The sequence below is a fragment of the Actinoplanes regularis genome (assembly GCF_900188005.1).
GTDB classification, from domain to species: domain Bacteria; phylum Actinomycetota; class Actinomycetes; order Mycobacteriales; family Micromonosporaceae; genus Actinoplanes; species Actinoplanes regularis.
The window spans coordinates 206,824-223,854 of record NZ_FZNR01000006.1 but is presented as its reverse complement, the minus strand read 5'-3'; the positions used below and the strand labels follow the sequence as shown (position 1 = coordinate 223,854).

Here is a 17,031-nt window from a genome sequence, read left to right as displayed (position 1 = left end):
GCTTTCAGCCCCGCATCAACCGGGCCGTCCGCCGGCTGTTCAGCTGAGCCGGAAGACCGTGCCGCTCCTCGCGGCGGTGATCACACCGGCGGTCTCCCGCAGATAGGCCGCCGGGTCGGCGGAGCTGCGGATCAGTACCCCGCCGCGGGCCGGGACCCGGCGCACCGGTGTCCCGGCGGTGTCCAGCAGCACCGACGTCCCGTCGATCCGGACGAACAGGGACGGCTTGTCGACCGACTGGATGGTCTCCGTGCCGTCCGCCGCGGCCACGAACCGGAACTGGGTGGCGCCCAGGTCGTGCGGCGCCGGGGCGACCTGCACCGCCGTACCGGCGTGGTGGACGAACTGCTGCGGGGAGCCGGACGGCGACAGCCGCACGATCGGGCCGCCGTCGCCCACCGGTACACCGAACAGCGGCGTGCCGTCCGGGTGCCAGTAGAGCTTCTGCACCCGGGTGTGCCGGTTGGGGTCGTACAGCGGATCGCCGGTGATCTGCTTGTAGTCGCGGGCGTGGTAGACCAGCACATCGGTCTTCCCGTCCTCGGCCACCGTGAACGAGTTGTGCCCGGGGCCCCACCGCCCGGTGTCGTCGTTGCTGACGAAGATCGGGTCCGGGTTCTTCGTCCAGCTCGCCCGGTCCAGCAGATCGGAGTGGGCGTCCGCGGTGAGCAGGCCCATGCAGTAGTTCGCGTCGGTCGCGCTGGCCGAGAAGGTCAGGAAGACCCGCCCGTTGCGAATGATCACGGCCGGGCCCTCGTTCACCCGGTAGCCCTGGATCTCCCAGCTCCTGGTCGGCGTGGTGAGCCGGGTCGGCTTGCTCTTGAGCGTCCACGGGTTGGCCAGTTCCGCGATGTAGATGCTGGAGTTCGCCACGATCTCCGGCTCGCTCTGCGCCCACAGCAGGTACTGCCTACCGCGGTGGCTGAACACGGTGGCGTCCAGCGCGAAGCTGTCCCACTCCAGGGCGATCTCGCCCTTGACCGTCCAGCCGGACGGGTCCATCGGGTCGTCGAGCGACGACTCGAGGACGAACGGGCGGATGTGCCAGATGTCGTTCGCGTCGCTGCTGGTGAAGTAGACGTACCACTTCCCGCCGATTCGGTGCAGCTCCGGCGCCCAGACGAAGCCGCCCATCTTGCCGCCGGACGGCCGGGTCCAGATGGTCGTCTCCGGCGCGTCGGTCAGCCCGGCGAGCGTCTCCGAGCCGCGCAGCACGATCTTGTCGTACGAGGGGACCGAGCCGGTGAAGTAGTACTTCCCGGCGTAGCGCCGGCTGATGAACGGGTCGGCCCGCTGGCTGACCAGCGGCTGGGCGGTCGGCACGCCGTAGATCTCGGCGTCGCCGCGAACCGGGTCGGCGTGCGGGGCGCCCTCGGCGCCGACGGGCAGGACGACGGCGAGCGTGCCCAGGGCGGCGCCGCCGGTCAGCAAAGTCCGACGATTCATGATCGGGCTCCTCATCGGGTCCGGATACGCAGGAAGGTGACCGAGTTCGCCGGGAACTCGCGGGTGAAGCTCGCCGAGACGCCCTTGATCGTGCTGGTCACCGGCAGGATCGGCTCGGCGGTACGGGTGTTCTGCTCACCCGGGTCACCGGCCAGGACGGTCATCCGCGCGGTGCCGGCGACCCTGCGGCCACCCATGTCGATCTTGGTGACGGCCGGCTTGTCCTGCGCGTTCACCACCTTGACGATCAGCTCACCGGTCTTCGCGTCGGTCGTCACGACCTGCGCGAACGGCTCGGTGACGGCGTTGTCGTCGAAGCCGCCCCACTCGACGCCGTCCAGGTACAGGGTCACCTTCGTACCGCGAACGGAGATCTTCAGGTCGTAGGTCTGGCCGGTGTTGACCGAGTTCGGCTTGGTGATCAGCTGCTCCTTGGCGGAGGTGATCCCCTTCTCGACGGCGCCCTGGGTGTTGTTCCAGCCGCCCAGGTTCCACCAGTAGAAGTTGCCGGTCCCCTGGATGCCGAACGCGACCAGGAAGCCCTCGGCGCCGGCCTGCTTGGTGGCCTTGAGCGTGTAGTCGTAGTCGGTGTCCGTGACGGTCGCGGCCTTGACCATGGTGTCCTCGGTGTCCGTGGTGGTCTGCGCGTAGCCGCCGCTGGTCACCGTCCAGTTGCCGCGCGGCTGCACCGCGGTCCAGCCGTCCGCGTTCCCGTCGTTGAAGTCGTCGCTGAAGATCACCGTGCCGTCCGGCCGGGTCACCTTGACGTCGTCGTAGGTGGCCGCGGTCCGCCAGGTGGAGAGGCCGATCGCCCCGGTGATCGGTTTCGGCTGCACCACACCGCCGCCGGTTACCGTGCTCGGCACGACCCGGTCGCCGACGTTGTTCATGAACAGCTTCTGCATCTGGTAGCTGGTCGAGCCCCACGACTCGTCGCCGTCGAACCAGATCAGGTCCGGCTTCCACTGGACGTTGTCGATGTTGGCGAGCAGTGGCGCGTAGGACGCCATCTTCACCACGTCGGCGTTGCGCTCCAGGCCGGTCATGTACGCGGCCTCGGCCAGGGAGTTGTAGAACTTGGCGTCCAGCGACGCGTATTCACCCAGGAAGACCTTCGGACCATTGCGGTCGTACGAGTCGTAGCGCGCGTTGTTCTGCAGGAACCAGGACGGGCTGTTGTAGTAGTGCTCGTCCACCATGTCCGTACCGTTGGCTTTGTTCTTGGCCCACAGGTTCTCGAACGTGCCGCCCTGGTCGTCCGGCCCGGAGTTGCTCACGATGGTGATCTCCGGGTGTTTCGCCTTGATCGCGGCCTCGAACTTCAGGAAGTTCGCCCAGTACGCGTCGGGCAGGTTCTCCTCGTTGCCGATCGCGACGGTGGTCAGCCCGAACGGCTTCGGGTGGCCCTGCCGCGCGCGAAGCTTGCCCCAGGTCGAGGTGACCGGCCCGTTGGCGAACTCGATCAGGTCCAGAGCGTCCTGGATGTGCCGCTGCAGCAGCGCCTCGTCGACCGTCGCCCGGTTCTGCCCGCAGCCGGTGACCAGGGCCGGCAGCACCGGCAGCGGCATCGCGCCGAGGTCCTCGGAGAACTGGAAGTACTCGTAGTAGCCGAGGCCGTAGGACTGGTTGTAGCCCCAGAAGTTCTTGTTCGTGGCACGGGTCTCGACCGGGCCGACGGTGTCCTTCCACTGGTAGGACCGGGCGCGCGGGTAGTTGAACGCCCCGTCGTAGGAGTACATGCTGCCGGTGTTGACCAGGCAACCGCCGGGGAACCGGACGAAGCCGGGGCGCAGGGCGGCGACCTTCTCGGCCAGGTCCCGGCGCAGGCCGTTCGACCGTCCCTTGTAGGTGTCGCGCGGGAAGAGCGAGATCTCGTCCAGCCGCAGCGCCCCGGGAGTGCTCACGGTGAGCCGGCCCCGGTCGGTGGTCGCGGTGGCGCGCAGCGTGCCGGTGTACTTCGTCCAGGTGTCACCGGCGACGGCGATGGTGATCGGCGCCGCGAGGGCGGTGCCGTCGGCGAGGTTCACCGAGACCCGCAACGCGGCGTCGCCCCGGGCCCAGACGGAGAAATCATATTTGTCACCCTTTTTGAGGGCGATGCCACTGTTGTAGCCGGCGTTGGTGACGCCGCCGGTCAGCTTCAGGTAGTTGCGGTTGCGGTCGTTGAGCCGCTGGTCGTCGTTGACGACGGTCGCCGTGCCGGCTGTGGTCCACGCCGTCAGGCCGGTGAAGCCGGAGGCGTCGGTGGCGTTGAACTCGAACGAGCGGTTGCGGATCAACTCCGCGTAGAGGCCGCCGTCGGCCGCGTAGTTGATGTCCTCGAAGAAGACGCCGTACTGCTGCTTGGACAGTGCCGCGCCGTCGGCGCTCGGGCTGACCTTGATCGTGTAGTCCGGCGCCACCGCGGAGGCGGAGACCGGCGGGGCGACCGCCAGCGGTAGCGACACCAGGACGGCGGCGGCGCCGACCAGGCGGGATCGGATTCGGGGCATGTGGGGTCCTCCACCGAGGTGTGTCGGGGATGTTTCCGTGCCGGGAGCTAGGCAATGTGTACGCAAACATCGAAGCCTCTGTCAAGAGGGGTACGTCTATGTCCTGCCTGCTGAAACCTGGAAAAAGGCTCGATATCGGATCGCTTGTTAGCGTTAACGCAGACAGGGTCGGCCGACGGAAAAACAGGCCGGTTTACTGTCAGATCCGGGATCGACGCGCGTCCCCCGCGCCGGCTGCTCGCCGGGGCCCGCCGGTCGTGGTGACGGTGTCCCGAGGCCCGGTACGGCGATGGGAACCGGCCGGGCCACCTGGCAAGCTCTCGATCCATGAAGGTGCTGCTGCCCGACTCCGTGGAACTCGACGTCACCCTGCCGGAGGGCGTCACCGGCGTGGTCTACGCGACCGGCGAGCCGATTCCCGCCGAGCACACCGACGCGGAGGTGCTGGTCGTCTGGGGCAACCCGCCCGCGCAACTGGCAGACGCGGCGCGGCGCCTCGAGCGGCTGCGCTGGGTGCAGACCCTGGCGGCCGGGCCGGACGCGGTGCTGCGGGCCGGCTTCGGCCCGGGCATCCCGGTCACCGCCGGGCTCGGGCTGCACGACCGGACCGTCGCCGAGCACACCCTGGCCCTCGTGCTGGCCGCCGCCCGCCGGCTGAACCTGCTGGTCCGGGCACAGGTCGGGCGCCGGTGGGCGGGCGAGCTGGGTGGGCTGCAACCGGTCCGGGAGACCGGATCGTTCCGTACGCTGCGGGACGCGCACGTGGTGATCTGGGGTTTCGGCGGGATCGCCGGGACCCTCGCGCCGCTGCTCGCCGCCCTCGGTGCCCGGGTCACCGGGGTGGCCCGGACGGCGGGTGAACGGGGCGGCTTCCCGGTCGTCGCCGCCCCGGAGCTGCCGGCGCTGCTGCCGACCGCGGACGTGCTGATCTCGATCCTGCCGGCGACGGCGGAGACGGAGCGAATCCTGGACACCTCCGTTCTCGCGAAGCTGCCGCCGCACGCCTGGGTGGTCAACGTCGGCCGGGGCAGCACCCTGGACGAGGCCGCCCTGCTCGACGCGCTGCGTTCCGGCCGGCTTGCCGGGGCGGCCCTGGACGTCTTCGAGACCGAGCCGCTCCCGGTGACCTCCGGGCTCTGGGACGAGCCCAATGTGATCATCAGTCCGCACGCGGCCGGTGGCCGCCCGCTCGGGGCGGCCGCCCTGATCGAGGAGAACGTGGCCGCCTTCCTGGCCGGCCGCCCCCTCCGCAATCAGGTCGCCTGATCCGCCGGGCTCAGCCGGCCGGGTTCAGCTGCCCGTGAAGACCGGGGTGCGCCGTGCCAGGCTCGCCGCGATGCCCTCGGCCGCGTCCCGGGTCGCCCAGTGCACCTTCTGCTCGGCCAGTTCGTGGTCGAGGGCCCGCCGGACCCGCTCGGCCAGATCGCCGCGGAGCGTGGCGCGCATGGATCGGATCGCCAGCGGCGCGGAGGCGGCGATCTCGCACGCCAGGGCCCGCGCGGTCGCGCGCACCATGCCCGGCTCGGCGAGCCGGTCGGCCAGCCCGATCCGGTACGCCTCCTCGCCGCCGACCCGCCGGGCGGTCAGCATCAGGTCGGTCGCCTTCTGCCGGCCGATCAGCTCGGGCAGCGTCACGCTGAGCCCGAAGCCCTGGTGGAACCCGAGCTTCGCGAAGTTGGCCATGAACCGGGTGGCCGGCTCGGCGACCCGGAAGTCGGCTGCGCAGGCCAGCCCGAGTCCACCGCCCACGGCGGTGCCCTGCACCGCGGCGACGATCGGCGTCCGCACGTCGAAGAGCTGGACCGCCCGCCGGTACAGCCGCTCGGCCGCGGCCACGTGGTCGGCGGCGAAGTCCCCGCCGCCGAAGTCCGCCCCGGCGCAGAAGTGTCTGCCCTCCGACCCGAGCAGGATCACCCGGCAGGCCGGATCGTCGTCGAGCGTGAACGCGGCGTCCACGATCCGCCCGATCAGCGCCTCGTCGAAGTGATTGGCGGGCGGCCGCTGGATCTCCAGCAGCGCGATCCCGTCGTCCATCGTCACAGAAAGATCCACGGGACCGAACCTAGCCCCTCGACCGGGCACGGACGTGAACGCGTTCCCCCTGCGGCCCGAAGAGGTTGATGATCTCGGCGGGCTCCGGACCGGGGTTGAGGATCAGGTGGGGCAGCCGGGTGTCGAACTCCGCCGCCTCGCCCGGGGTGAGCACGATGTCGTGCTCACCCAGCCGCAGGCGGATCCGGCCGCTCAGGACATAGATCCACTCGTACCCCTCATGGGTCTGCTGCTCCCGGTCGCAGTCGGGCGCGTCGGCCGGGATGATCTGTTTGAACGCCTGCATCCCGCCCGGCCGGCGGGTCAGCGGGATGTACGTGTGCCCGTTGCGCTCGATCGGCCGCTGACGCACCCGCGGGTCGCCGGTCTCCGGCGCGTCCACCAGCTCGTCGAGGGTGACCTGATAGGCCTCGGCGAGCGGCAGCAGCAGCTCCAGGGTGGGCCGGCGGGAGCCGGACTCGAGGCGGGAGAGCGTGCTGACCGAGATGCCGGTGGTCTCCGCGAGCTGGGTCAGCGTGATGTCGCGCTTCTGTCGCAGGGCGCGCAGCTGCGGGCCGACGGCGGCGAGCGCGCCCTCCAGATCCTTTGCCATAACAGCAAGGCTACTTGCTGCTTTCGCCGCCCCGGGGCACGGTGGGCGCAACGACGGCGACAGGAAGATCTCATGAAGCAGACGTACGACGTGGTGGTCGTCGGTGGCGGAGCCGCCGGGCTGAGCGGGGCCGTGACCCTGGCCCGCTCCCGCCGCTCGGTCCTGGTGATCGACGGCGGCGAGCCCCGGAACGCCCCCGCCGGGCACGTGCACAACCTGCTCGGCCGGGAGGGCGTCGCACCGGCCGAGCTGTACCGGGCGGGCCGCGCGGAGGTCGCGGGTTACGGCGGTGAGCTGTGCGCCGGCACCGCCGAGAAGGCGGAACGCGACGGCGACGGGTTCCTGGTCACCCTCGCCGACGGGGCGCGGGTGCGTGGCCGCCGGCTGCTGGTCACCACCGGCCTGGTCGACGAGCTGCCGGACCTCCCGGGGCTGGCCGGGCGCTGGGGCCGGGACGTGGCGCACTGCCCGTACTGCCACGGCTGGGAACTACGTGGCGGGCGGATCGGCGTGCTCGCCACCGGCCCGCACAGCCTGCACGGCGCTCAGCTGTGGCGCCAGCTCAGCGACGACGTGCTGTACCTGCTCAACGGCGGCCCGGCCCCGGCGCCCGAGCAGGCCGAGCAGCTCGCGGCCCGGGGCATCCCGGTGGTTCACGAGCCGATCGAGGCGGTCGAGATCGGCGACGACCGGATCACCGGGGTACGCCTGGCCGGCGGCCGGGTGGTCGCCCTGGACGCGGTCGCGGTCGGCCCGCACTTCGTGGCCCGCTCGGCGTTCCTGGAGTCGCTGGGCCTCGCACCGGCGCCGATGGAGCTCAACGGGCAGGTGCTGGGCCTGCGGATCCCGGCCGAGGCGAGCGGTGCCACCTCGGTGCCCGGCGTCTGGGTGGCCGGCAACGTCACCGACCTGGCCGCCACGGTGGCGGTCGCCGCCGCGGCCGGCCAGACCGCCGCCGCGATGATCAACATGGACCTGATCGCCGAGGAGACCCGGGACGCGGTCGCCGGATATCGCCGGCGGGAGACCACGCAACCGGCATAGGCCCGGACTTCAGCACGCGGTCCCGGCGTCGGCAGCGGGAAAACCCACCCTGGAGGGCGTTCATCCGAGCGAATCGCCAGCAAGCCATCGGTTGCCTTGCTGCAATGGGCAGATGCGGCCGGATGATGCAGAAGGACAGACCGGGCCGGGCGAAGACGCCCGCGCGGCCCTCGCCGCGTGGCGGGACGCGATCACCGACCCCGGCGCCGCCGACCGGCTCATCGACCTGCCCCGGGCCGGGTCCGACCTCGTCGAGATCACCGGCCCCGGCCCTGCCGCCGTCATCGAACGACTGCGCAAGGGGCGGGACTGGTCGTTCGGCACCGACGGCACCGGGCAGCTCGCCACCGAGCTGTCGCCCGACCGGCTGCAGACCGTGCTGCGCCACCTGCACCGGCACTCCCGCCAGGAGGGCCTGGACCGTGGCGAGGACGTTCTGCACCTGGCCACCGGCCTGCTGCAGTGGCAGGACGACGACGGCACCGAGCACGCCAGCCCGGTGCTGCTCACCCCGGTCGACCTGGTCGCGCTCGGCCCCGGCGACGTGCCCCGGCTCCGCGCCGCCACCGGCGACCCGGTCCTCAACCCGGCGCTCGCCCGGCGGCTGCGGACGCTCGGCGTCGAGCTCACGCCGGACGCCGGCGAGCTGCGCGGGCGGATCGCCGCCAAGCCCGGCTGGCGGGTCGCCGACGCGGCCGTGCTGGCCCGCTTCGACCTGGCCGCCGAGGCGATCCGGCAGGACCTGACCGAGCACGAGGCGCAGATCCTGGGCCACCCGGTGATCCGGGCCCTCGCCGCCGAGGACGGCAGCTTCGGCTTCGAGCCGGTCGGCGCCGAGGAGGCCGACGAGCGGGACGCGCCCCTGCTCCTGGACGCCGACGCGGACCAGCGGGTGTGCATCGCCGCCGCCCTGGACGGGCACAGTTTCGTGATCGACGGCCCGCCCGGGACCGGCAAGTCCCAGACCGTGGCGAACATGATCGGGGCCCTGGCGCACGCCGGGAAACGGGTCCTGTTCGTCTCCGAGACCGCGTCCGCGCTCGACGTGGTCCAGCAGCGGCTGGCCGCCGCCGGGCTCGGCAACTACCTGCTCGACCTGCACGGGGAGCGGGCCGGCCGCCGGCGGGTGGCGTCCGCCCTCGCCGCCGCGCTGGAGGCCGTGCCGCTGCCGTCGCCCGGGATGGACGAGACCGAGCGGGACCTGCTGCGCGAACGGGGGGAGCGGCTCACCTCGTACGCGAAGGCGCTCAACGAGCGACGCGAACCGCTCGGGCTCAGCCTCCACGAGATCCTCGGCCGGTATGCCCGGCTCGACGGCGTGCCGGAGAGCCCAGCCCCCGTCCTGCAACCCCTCGCGCTGACCGAGGCCGCCCTGGACCGCCTCCTCGCCGCGGCCGAGCGCCTGCGGGGCGCGTGGCGGCCGGCCACCGAACGCAGCGGTTTCCGCTGGCGCGAGGTCATGGAGAAGGCGCCGCTCGACGCCGCCCTGGAGGAGGCCCAGCTCGCGCTGGACGCGCTGACCGAGGCCACCGACGCGCTCGCACCGCTCGCCACCGCCTTCCACGTGCGGCTCCCGGTCGACGCCGAGGCGCTGGCCGACCTCGCCGCCCACGCCGAGTCCCGGCCGGTCGCGGTCGCCGACCACTGGCTCACCGCGGCCAGCCTGCGCCCGGTCCGCGAGGCGGCGGAGACCCTGGCCCACCTGATCGACGAGGTCCGGCGGGCCGAGGAGCGGGCCCGCGCCCGGATCGGGCCGGCCGCGGCCGAACTGGCCCGCCATCACGTCGGCGAGCTGCCGGCCCGGCCCGAGCTGGACCCGCCGGCGATCGATCTCGCGCCGTTGACAGCGGCCGGTGCCAAGGCCCTGGCCAGCCGGTTCGCCGCCGACGCGGACGAGCTGGAACACCAGCAGCAGAGCCTGGACCGGATCACCGGCCGGCTCGGCCTGCCCGAGGTGGTCGGCTTCTCCGACCTCGAGCTGGTCACCGTGATCGCCGGTCTGGGCGCCCGGCCGGACCGGCCGGAACGGGCCTGGTTCGGCCCCGGCGCACAGGCCAACGTGCACGCCGCGGCCGGCGCGCTGCGCCGGCACGTGGAAGCCGTCGCCGAGGCCCGCGCCCAGGCCCGCGAGTACTTCACCGAGGCGGTGCTGCACGAGCCGGTCGAGGAGCTCGCCGAGCGGTTCGCGACCACGCACCGTGGCGTGCGGAAGTTCTTCACCGGCTACCGCTGGGACCGGGAGACCGTGGCCGCGCTCGCCGAGCCGGGCGTCAGCGCCGACGAGGCGATCGCCAACCTGCCCCTCGCGGTCGCCTGGCACAGGGCCAACGAGGGTCTGATCGCGGCCGAACGGCAGAACGCCGCCCTGCTCGGCCGGTACTGGCGGCGGCTGGACACCGACTTCCTGGCGATCGGCCGGGCCCTGGAGACGGCCGGCGAGGTGCTGCGGGTGACCCCGCCGGAGGCGCTTCCCGCGGTCATCGAGTACGTGTGTGGCCCGGCCGGCGACGGTGAGCCGATCCGCGCGGTGGCCGACGCCCGGGAGGCGTTCCAGCACTGGCGGGACACGCTGCGGCCGGCGCCCGAGGCGGCCGCCCGGCCGGAGCTCGCGAACGGTTCGGTGGCGGCCGCGATCGCCTGGCTGCGCGCTCAGGTGCAGCCGCTGCGCGCGACGGCCGAGACGGTCGAGCAGCTCGGTGCCGCCGCCGGGCGGGAGCTGGACCTGGCCTCCGCGGCGGAGATCGCCGAGCTGCGCGAACAGGTGGTGGAGTCGGCGCGCGCGCTCGCCGAGGCCGCGCCGGGGCTGCAGGCGCTGCTGGGGGACGTCTACCGGGGGCGGGACACCGATCAACGGGCCGTCGACCGGGCTCTGGAGTGGGCGGCGCACGCCCGTACGCTGCGCAGCGGCACGGACGCGGCGCTCACCCCGGAGCAGGCCGCCGCGCTGCACCGCGCGACGAGCCCGGATCTGTCACCCCTGATCGAACTCTGGCAGCGGGCCCGCCAACGGATCATCGAGGCGTTCGGGCCGGCCCGCCAGGTCCGGCTCGGCACCACCCTGGACCGCTCCGAGACCGCCCGTGACCTGCTGCGCGACCTGCGCGAGGACGACACCGGCCAGCGTGAGTGGTTCGCCTATCTGGCCGCCCGCGAGGTGCTCGCCGAGTTCGGCGTGGACTCCGCCGTCGATTACTGCGCCGACAACGGCATCGAGGTCGGCCGGCTCGGCCAGGTGATCGAGCGGACCGTCTGCAAAGCCTGGGCCGACGCGGTCCTCGCCGGCGACGAGCGCCTCGAACCGCTGGCCTCGCTCGAGCGCAACGAGCTGGTCGAGGAGTTCCGCCGGCTCGACGCCGACCTGATGCAGGACGCGGCCGGCACCATCATCGCGGCGATCGACGCCCGGCGCCCGGCGGTCACCGCGGACGGGGTGCCCGCGCTGATCCGCGCCGAGGGGCTCAAGCAGGACGGTCACCTACCGGTCCGGGAACTGCTGGAACGGACGTGGGACATCGCCGCCGCCCTCAAGCCGTGCTTCGTCATGCAGCCCGCCGCGGCCAGCCGCTATCTGCCCGCCGGCGAGAGCTTCGACGTGGTGATCATCGACGAGGCGTCCCGGATGACCGCCGCCGCCGCGGTGGCCTGCGCCTATCGCGGGAAGTCGCTGATCGTGATCGGTGACGACGCCCAGCTGGCCCCGGCCGGCGGCGGCCCGTCGGTGCTGGTGGCCGCGAGCGACTGCGCGGCCTTCACCCGGCTCGCCCTGACCCGCCACTATCGCAGCCGGCACGAATCGCTGATCAGCTTCGCCAACCACACGTTCTACCAGGCTCGCCTGGTCACCTTCCCGAGCGCGTACCCGGCCGGGCCCGACCTCGGCCTGGAACTGCTGCCGGTCACCGACGGGCCGGTCGAGGCCGCGCTGGTCGCCGAGCGGGTCGCGCACCACTTCACCACCCGCCCGACGCTGTCGCTCGGCGTGGTCACGCTGACCGCGGGCCAGGCCGACGCGGTCGCCGACGCGGTGGAGACCGTTCTCGGCGCCCGGCCCGACCTGGAACGGTTCCTCGGCGACGACCCGCTCACCGGCTTCTTCGTCAAGCACGCCGACGTGGTGCAGGGCGACGAGCGGGACGTGATCATCCTGTCCACCGGGGCGGAGCTCTCCGCCGCGGGCGGGCCGGCCGGTGCGCGCCGGCTCGACGTGGCGATCACCCGGGCCCGGATGCGGGTCGAGGTCGTCACCTCGATCGCCGAGGCGCGGCGGGAGGAGCCCGCCGACGAGGGGGAGCGGCGGCTGGCGGCGTACCTCGATCACGCCGAGTTCGCCGTACCCGCGGGCGAGCTCTCCGCGCTGTCGGAATCGGTCGCCGATCTCGTCGAGGCCTGGGGATATCGGCTGACGCGCCAGGTGGGCGTGGGTCGATGCCGCGTCGAGCTGGGCGTACGGCATCCGTCCCTCGACGGGTTCGCCCTGGGGATCCAGTGCGACGGGCCCGGCTACGCCTCGATGCCCCTCGCCCGGGACCGCGACCGCCTCCAGGAGCAGGTGCTGCACGGACTCGGCTGGCACCTGCACCGGATCTGGAGCGGCGCCTGGTACCGCGACCGCGCCGAGGAGGAGGGCCGCCTGCGCACCTCGATCGAGAACGCCCTCGCGATCCCCGACGTCTTCGCCGTGCCCGACCTGGAGCTGGTCACCCGGCCCGCGCAACCGCCGGAGTGGGCGCTGCCCTACCAGCAGGCCGTGCTGGAGTCGCTGCCGCCGGCGGCCCGGGTCAACGATCAGACCGCCCGGGCCCTGCTGATCCGTACCGTCGAGCGGATCGCCGAGGTGGAGGGCCCGGTCCACATCGCCGTGCTGATCCACCGGATCCGTGAGGCCTGGGGCATCAGCCGGGTCACCCAGCCGATCCGGCAGGCGATCGAGGCGGCGGTCACCGAGTCCGGAGTCCGTTTCGACGGTACGTTCGTCACCGCCGTCGAGGCGCCGATCCCCGCGGTCCGGGTGCCCGGCGACGGTGTGGTGCGCAAGCCGGACCAGGTCGCCGAGTCCGAGCTCCAACTGGCCCTGGAATACCTGGTGCTGGACGCCGGGCTGGTGGAGAGCGACGACCTGCTCGCCGCGGCGGCCCGGCTGTTCGGGTGGGGCTCGAACAAGGCGGGTGCGGCCCGGATGGCCGCCATGCTGGACGATCTGGTCGCCGGTGGGCGGCTGATCGCGCACCGCAACGGCCTGATCGCCGCCCCGGAGAACGACCTGCTGGACCTGCCGGACGTGGCGACGCTGCCGTACCGCGAGGATGCCCTCCACGAGGCTCAGCCCACATCGGACACCTCGCGCACGAACCGGTAGCGGACGCCGGCGGACCCGAAAGAGCGACCTGCTTTCGCATGATTCCGCGCTCCCGGCCGGCGGGCCGGGACGTGCGGCACTGGCCGTCACCGGTCCGCGAATAATGAGAAACCTCGGGGGGTTGTGAGGTGGGTTGCCGCGCCCTTAGTGTTACCGACGGGTTAAGTTTCCGCCGTTGTCGAAGGGTATGGCCCTGCCGTGGAGTTCTGGCTCGATCTCAACGAGGAACAATCGGACCTGCGTGACTGGGTGCACGGCTTCGCCGAGTCGGTGGTCCGACCGGCCGCGGCCGAGTGGGACGAGCGCGAGGAAACGCCCTGGCCGGTGCTGCAGGAGGCGGCGAAGATCGGCCTCTACGGCTTCGAGTTCCTGATCAACACCTGGTCCGACAACTCCGGCCTGTCGCTGCCGATCGCCAACGAGGAGCTGTTCTGGGGCGACGGCGGGATCGGCATGGCGATCTCCGGCACCTCGCTCGCGGTCGCCGCGATCTACGGCTCCGGCACCCCGGAACAGCTGGTCGAGTGGGTGCCGCAGTGCTTCGGCGACCCGGACGCGCCCAAGGTGGCGGCGTTCTGCTCGACCGAGCCGGAGGCCGGCTCCGACGTCGGCTCGATGCGCACCCGGGCGGTCTACCACGAGGCCACCGACGAGTGGGTGATCAGCGGGCAGAAGGCGTATGCGACCAACGGCGGCATCGCCGACGTGCACGTGGTCACCGCGAGCGTCGACCCCTCGCTCGGCTCCCGCGGCCAGGCCGCGTTCATCGTCCCGCCCGGCACCGAGGGCCTGGCCGGGTCGAGGAAGCTGAAGAAGCTCGGCCTGCGCGCCTCGCACACCGCCGACGTCTTCTTCGACGACGTGCGGATCCCCGGCAGCTGCCTGCTCGGCGGCAAGGAGGCCCTGGACGAGCGGCTCGCCCGGGCCAAGGCCGGGGGCCGGAAGAACGCCGCCATGCGTACCTTCGAGCTCTCCCGCCCGGCGGTCGGCGCCCAGGCGATCGGCATCGCCCGCGCCGCCTACGAATACGCCCTGGAGTACGCGAAGACCCGCGTCCAGTTCGGCCGTCCGATCATCGAGAACCAGGCGATCGCTTTCGCCCTCGCCGACATGCGGATGGAGATCGACGCGGCCCGCCTGCTGGTCTGGCGGGCCGCCTGGATGGGGCGCAACGACAAGCCGTTCAGCGCCGGCGAGGGCTCGATGTCCAAACTGAAGGCCGGCGAGGTGGCCGTCGCCGTCACCGAGAAGGCGGTGCAGATCCTGGGTGGCGCGGGCTACCTGCGCGAACACCCGGTGGAGCGGATGTTCCGGGACGCCAAGATCTACACGATCTTCGAGGGCACCTCGGAGATCCAGCGCCTGGTCATCTCCCGGGCGATCTCCGGCCTGCAGATCCGCTGACATGGACCCTCTCTTCGTCGGCGGCACCATGCTGCGGCGCGGCCTGCTGACCCCGGGCAACCCGGTCCGGATCGTGCGGCAGTTCGCGGCGCTGGGCCGGTGGGGCTTCGGCCTCGCCGGCGAGCTGCGGCAGGCCGCCGCCCGCAGCCCGCGGCGGATCGCGGTGATCGACGAGCAGGGGCAACTGACGTACGCCCAGTTGCTGGACCGCGCCGAGCGCCTGGCCAGCGGCCTGCCGGTGGCGCCGGGGGAGCGGGTCGGCCTGCTCTGCCGCAACTCGGCGCGGATGATCTCCGCGCTGATCGGGGTGACCACGCTCGGCGCGGACCCGGTGCTGATGAACACCGGCCTGTCGCCGAGCCAGCTGGCCACCGTCGCCAAGGACCAGGGCCTGCGGGCGCTGCTCTTCGACGACGAGTTCGCGGAGCGCGTCGCCCTGGTCGAGGGCGTCGAGAAGCTGAGCGAGGAGCGGGTCGAGGAGCTGATCGCCGGCGCGCCGCCGGTCCCGCGGATGCCGCCGCCGGAGCGCCCCGGGCGCACGATCGTGCTCACCTCCGGGACGACCGGCGTGCCGAAAGGCGCCCGGCGGCCGACGCCGGGCGGCTTCCGCCCACTCTGCTCGGTGATCGACCGGATTCCGCTGCGCGCCCAGGAACGCGTGATGATCGCCGCGCCGCTCTTCCACACCTGGGGCTTCGCCGGCCTGCAGATCGCCCTCGCGCTGCGCGCGACGATCGTGCTGCGCCGCAAGTTCGACCCCGCGGCCGTCCTCGACGACCTGGTCCGGCACGAGTGCACCGGAATGATCGCGGTGCCGGTCATGGTGCAGCAGCTCATGGAGCTGCCGGTCGCCTCGGCGAAGCCGGCGCTGCGGGTGGTCGCGGTCAGCGGCTCGGCCCTGCCGGGCGGCCTGGCGACGCGATTCATGGACCGTTACGGGGACGTTCTGTACAACCTGTACGGCTCGACCGAGGCGTCCTGGGCGTCGATCGCGACCCCGGCCGATCTGCGCTCCGCGCCCAGCACCGCGGGCAGACCCCCTCACGGTACGACGGTGGCCGTGCTCGACGAGGCCGGCGGCCCGGTGCCGGTGGGCGAGGTCGGGCGGCTCTTCGTCGGCAACGAGATGCTGTTCGACGGCTACACCGACGGCGCTTCCAAATCCATGCACGAGGGTCTGCTGGCCACCGGCGACCTCGGGCACGTCGACCCCTCCGGCCTGGTCTTCGTCGACGGCCGGGAGGACGACATGATCATCTCCGGCGGGGAGAACGTGTACCCGGCCGAGGTCGAGGGGCTGCTCGCCGACCTGCCGCAGGTGCGGGAGGTCGCGGTGATCGGCGTGCCGGACGAGGAGTACGGTCAGCGGCTCGCGGCCTACCTGGTCCTCCGCGAGGGCGAGACGCTCGACCCGGAGGCGGTCCGGGACCACGTGCGGCGTCACCGGGCCCGGTTCAGCGTGCCCCGCGACGTGATCTTCCTCGAGGCGCTCCCGCGCAACGCCACCGGCAAGGTCGTCACCCGGGAGCTGCCCCGCTGAGCCCCGTGTCCGTCAGCGCGGTGGCGGGGCGCTGAGGCCGGTGTTCGTCAGCGCGGTGGCGGGGCGCTGAGCCCGAGCGTGCTCTGCCGCGGAAGGATGCCGGACCCGGCGATGCGTTGGACCATCGGGCCGACGAGGTGGGCGAAGCGACCGATCGCCGGCCCCAGCGCCTGCCAGGGCGCGCTCGCCAGCTCGTCGGTGCGGGCCTCGAGCTCCTCGCGGACCGCGAAGCCCCGCTCGGTCGTGGTGCCGTCGGGGTGCAGCAGGCCGCGAGTGACCAGACGGTCCCGCGCCGCGGTCCACTCCTGATCGGTCCAGCCGCGGCCGGCGAAGACCTCGACCGGTGCGGCGCCCACGGCCGCGAACGAGACCAGCAGCTCGCAAGGGTCCAGGCCGGCCGTCAGGGCCGCCGCGACATGGCCGTCACCGCGGTGCTCGCGCAGGATCGTCGCGGCGTGCCAGAGGGCGAGAGCGGGGTCGTCCGGCCAGGCGAGATCGGCGTTCGCCGCGGCCAGGGGGCGTCCGGCCGGTACCGCCGCCTCGGCGGCCCGGCGGGCCAGCGTGGCGGCCTCCGGGATTTCGGCGAGGGGACCGAGCAGGGTGCCCAGTGCCCGGCCGACCGCGGCGTAGCGGCTCTCCAGGACTGTCGAGGGCGCGGCGACCTTCCAGGCCGCCGGGATGTGTTCGGCGACCACTCGAGGGCTGAAGCTGTAGAAGGCCGAGGAGACCGCCGCCGTTCCGGCCTCTCCCAGTAGTGCGGCACGCCAGGCGAAGTAGCTGGGCCAGCGGGTGTCGACGGCGTAGCCGAGCCGTTCCGCCTCGGCGGTCACCTCGGGCGCGTAGTACAGCACGGCGTGCAGCGGCTCGATCAGCCGCCACATCTGACGGGCCATCGGGTGGGGGTGCTTGGCATCCACGGCGAACTTCCCGCCCTTCCTGGAGATCGACGAGTGAGGCGGACCTCGGCAGCAGCGGGCATGAGCTGCTCGGATTAAGCCTCCACAATGTACATCGTCGCTGTTCAGCGCGCGCCCAGAGCACCGGTCAATCAATTTTGATCAATGGTGAGTGCGACGTGGGGTGAAATGAATGGCGATCAACGCCT

Annotated in this window: 10 protein-coding genes; 5 read left to right on the top strand and 5 right to left on the bottom strand. The window is 72.5% G+C overall.

All coding sequences use genetic code 11. The features are described 5' to 3' along the window. Window positions 1-39 precede the first annotated feature (39 nt). Window positions 40-1,446 (bottom strand): family 43 glycosylhydrolase, encoded by a 1,407-nt coding sequence (locus CHC09_RS18610; RefSeq protein WP_089294398.1) that lies wholly within the window; start codon window positions 1,444-1,446, stop codon window positions 40-42. An 11-nt stretch (window positions 1,447-1,457) separates the two neighbouring features. Further along, a complete protein-coding gene (locus tag CHC09_RS18605; protein ID WP_089294397.1) occupies window positions 1,458-3,938 on the bottom strand; it encodes an alpha-L-arabinofuranosidase C-terminal domain-containing protein in 2,481 nt (826 codons plus the stop codon). A gap of 327 nt (window positions 3,939-4,265) precedes the next feature. On the opposite strand from CHC09_RS18605, the gene CHC09_RS18600 reads away from it, so the two are divergent. Further along, window positions 4,266-5,204 carry an NAD(P)-dependent oxidoreductase gene (locus tag CHC09_RS18600; protein WP_089294396.1) on the top strand — a complete coding sequence of 313 codons (939 nt, stop codon included), beginning with the start codon at window positions 4,266-4,268 and terminating at the stop codon, window positions 5,202-5,204. 24 nt (window positions 5,205-5,228) lie between these two features. Here the strand turns inward: CHC09_RS18600 and CHC09_RS18595 are convergent, their stop codons facing one another. Then, on the bottom strand, window positions 5,229-5,990 hold the full coding sequence (locus CHC09_RS18595; protein WP_239138435.1) for an enoyl-CoA hydratase/isomerase family protein: 762 nt from the start codon (window positions 5,988-5,990) through the stop codon (window positions 5,229-5,231). Window positions 5,991-6,000: 10 nt separating this feature from the next. Beyond that, the gene (locus tag CHC09_RS18590) at window positions 6,001-6,582 is read right to left on the bottom strand and encodes a helix-turn-helix domain-containing protein (protein WP_089294394.1); all 582 of its coding nucleotides are present in this window, start codon (window positions 6,580-6,582) and stop codon (window positions 6,001-6,003) included. 72 nt (window positions 6,583-6,654) lie between these two features. Here CHC09_RS18590 and CHC09_RS18585 point away from each other — a divergent pair, with 72 nt between their 5' ends. From CHC09_RS18585 to CHC09_RS18570, 4 genes are all read left to right on the top strand, one after another. After that, window positions 6,655-7,626, top strand: a complete 972-nt coding sequence (locus CHC09_RS18585; protein ID WP_089294393.1) for an NAD(P)/FAD-dependent oxidoreductase — start codon at window positions 6,655-6,657, stop codon at window positions 7,624-7,626. Between the two features lie 112 nt (window positions 7,627-7,738). Beyond that, window positions 7,739-12,982, top strand: coding sequence for a DUF3320 domain-containing protein (locus CHC09_RS18580; protein WP_089294392.1), 5,244 nt, complete (start codon window positions 7,739-7,741; stop codon window positions 12,980-12,982). Window positions 12,983-13,180: 198 nt separating this feature from the next. Further along, complete coding sequence (locus CHC09_RS18575) at window positions 13,181-14,386, top strand: acyl-CoA dehydrogenase family protein (protein WP_089294391.1); 1,206 nt, start codon at window positions 13,181-13,183, stop codon at window positions 14,384-14,386. A gap of 1 nt (window position 14,387) precedes the next feature. Next, entirely contained in the window at window positions 14,388-15,926 is a 1,539-nt protein-coding gene (locus CHC09_RS18570; protein WP_089294390.1) for an AMP-binding protein, read from the top strand. Between the two features lie 47 nt (window positions 15,927-15,973). Here the strand turns inward: CHC09_RS18570 and CHC09_RS18565 are convergent, their stop codons facing one another. Beyond that, window positions 15,974-16,843 (bottom strand): SCO6745 family protein, encoded by an 870-nt coding sequence (locus CHC09_RS18565; RefSeq protein WP_239138436.1) that lies wholly within the window; start codon window positions 16,841-16,843, stop codon window positions 15,974-15,976. Between the last annotated feature and the right edge of the window lie 188 nt (window positions 16,844-17,031).